Source organism: Burkholderia sp. LMG 13014, assembly GCF_905232215.1.
Classification (GTDB): Bacteria; Pseudomonadota; Gammaproteobacteria; order Burkholderiales; family Burkholderiaceae; genus Burkholderia.
The window spans coordinates 1-2,653 of the sequence record NZ_CAJNKE010000724.1; the positions used below are offsets into that span (position 1 = coordinate 1).

Below are 2,653 nucleotides of genomic sequence, written 5' to 3' on the forward strand. Positions count from 1 at the left end.
GCGACGAGGCTGCCGGAGCGGACAGGGGCGCGGGTCGGCGACGCCGGCTTCGGATTCTTGACGGTTAATTTGGTGCGCATAAACGCTGGAATTCATTCAGACTGCGATCGCACGCAGCAATTCGGTTTCGAGCTGGATCTGCAGGCGGTTGTCGGACAGGCCGGCACCCGCGAGCAGGAAGATGTCCTCGACGCGTTCGCCGAGTGTATTGATCCGCGCCGCGTGGACGCCGATCTGATGCTCGGCGAGTACGCGCGCGATCGAATAGAGAAGGCCCGGCCGGTCGTTGGCCGACACGGACAGGATGTAGTACTGGCCGCGCTCGTCGGCCCGCAGGTCGACGCGCGGCGTGATCGGAAACGTCCGGGACAGCCTCGACAGGCGGCCCTTGGACGGCTCCGGCAGCGGGGCGGTTTCGGTGAGCCGCGACGCGAGCTGTTGTTCGACGAGATTCGCGATGTCGCGGTACCGCACGTCACGTTCGGTCTGCGTGACGATGAAGTTGTCGAGCGCATAGCCGTGCCGCGTCGTGCTGACGCGTGCGTCGAGCACCGACAGCCCGTTGCGGTCGAAATACGCGCAGATGCCCGCGAACAGGTCGGGGCGGTCCTTCACGTACACGAGCACCTGCAGCGCGTCGCCGATCGGCGACGGCCGCGCGCGGACGATCGCGGTTTCGGCGTTCACGTGCCGGTACAGCACGCGTGTCTGCCACGCGATGTCGGCCGCGTCGTGACGCAGGAAGAAGCCGACGTCGAGCTGATCCCACAGCGCGCGGTGCGCGTCGTCGGGCACGGTTTCCAGGCGCAGCAGCGCGAGTGCCTGCTCCTGCCGCGACTTCAGCTCCGAATGCGCGTCGGGGTTGGCCCCGCCGAGCACCGCGAGCGTGATGCGGTACAGATCCTCGAGCAGCTTGCCCTTCCACGTGTTCCACACCTTCGGGCTCGTGCCGCGGATATCGGCGACGGTCAGCAGGTACAGCGCGGTGAGATACCGTTCGTTGCCGACGACCTCGGCGAAGCGCTTGATGACTTCGGGGTCGCTCGTGTCCTGCTTCTGCGCGACCTGGCTCATCGTCAGGTGATGCTGGACGAGCCACACGATCAGCGCCGCGTCGTCGCCGGCGATGCCGTGCTCGCGGCAGAAGCGCCGCGCATCGGCCATCCCGAGCGTCGAGTGGTCGCCGCCGCGGCCCTTCGCGATGTCGTGGAACAGCGCCGCGACATACAGCACCCACGGGCGCTCGAAGTTGCCGATCAGCTGGCTGCAGAACGGATATTCGTGCGCGTGCTCGGCCACCGCGAAGCGGCGGATGTTGCGCAACACCATCAGGATGTGCTGATCGACCGTGTACACGTGGTACAGGTCGTGCTGCATCTGGCCGACGATGCGGCGGAAATTCAGCAGGTAGCGGCCGAGCACGCTCGTCTGGTTCATCAGGCGGAACGCGTGCGTGATGCCTTCGGGCTGCTGCAGGATTCGCATGAACGTGGCGCGGTTCTGCGGATCGCGGCGCCACGTGTTGTTCATGATCTCGCGCGAGTTGTACAGCGCGCGCAGCGTGCGGGCGGACAGACCCTTCACACCGCGGGTCGTCTCGTACAGCAGGAACGCTTCGAGGATCGCGTCGGGATGGCGCTCGAACACGCCGTCGTCGACGATCTCGAGCATGCCCTGCTTCTCGACGAAGCGGTCGGGCGACAGCACGCGCGTGATGCCGCTCGTCGCTGGGAACAGCTGCGCCTCGATGTTCTGGATCAGGATCGTCGCGAGCTGCGTGACGGCTTTCGCGGCCCAGTAATAGCGGCGCATCAGCTGTTCGCTCGCGCGCTTCGCCTGCGTCGGCTGGTAGCCGAAGCTCTCGGCGGCCTGCGTCTGCAGGTCGAACACGAGCATGTCCTGGCGGCGGCCGGCGATCACGTGCAGCCGCGCACGCAGCGTCTTCAGGAATCCTTCGTTACGGCGCAGCTCGCGCGCTTCGCGATCGGTGATGAGGCCGCGCGTGTCGAGTTCGCGCCAGCTGCTGCCGAAACCGGCCGCGCGCGCGATCCACAGGATCGTCTGCAGGTCGCGCAGCCCGCCGGGGCTTTCCTTCACGTTCGGTTCGAGGCTGTACGGCGTGTCCTGGAACTTCGCGTGGCGCTGGCGCATCTCGAGCACCTTCGCGGTGAAGAACGCGCGGGCGTCGAGCGCCTCGTGGTAGCGCACCGTGAAGCGTTCGAACAGCGCGGTGCTGCCGACGATGCGGCGTGCTTCCAGCAGCGAGGTCTGCACCGTGACGTCCTGCGACGCTTCCTCGATGCACTGCGCGACCGTGCGCACGCTGCTGCCGATCTCGAGGCCGAGATCCCACGCCATCCCGATGAAGCGCTCGATGCGCGCATCGAGCGCCGGGTCGTGCGCATCGGGCAGCAGCACGAGGATGTCGACGTCGGAATAGGGCGCGAGCTCGCCGCGCCCGTAGCCGCCGACGGCGACGAGCGCGAGCGTCGCGGGCAGCCCGCAGTCTTCCCATACGCGCTTGAGCGCATCGTCGGTGAGTTTCGACAGCGCGTGCATCAGCGACGCGACGTTCGTCGCGCGGCGGAAGCGCTCGAGCATCTCCGTCTTGGCGGCCTTGAATTCGGCGCGCCGCGACAGCGCGTCGGGCGAG

The 2,653-nt window shown here is 67.4% G+C and carries 1 protein-coding gene; it reads right to left on the reverse strand.

The genetic code is table 11. The features are described 5' to 3' along the window. Positions 1 to 96: 96 nt before the first annotated feature. Positions 97 to 2,653: [protein-PII] uridylyltransferase (locus JYJ84_RS33655; protein ID WP_240201940.1), on the reverse strand; the 2,557-nt coding region annotated here is incomplete at its 5' end.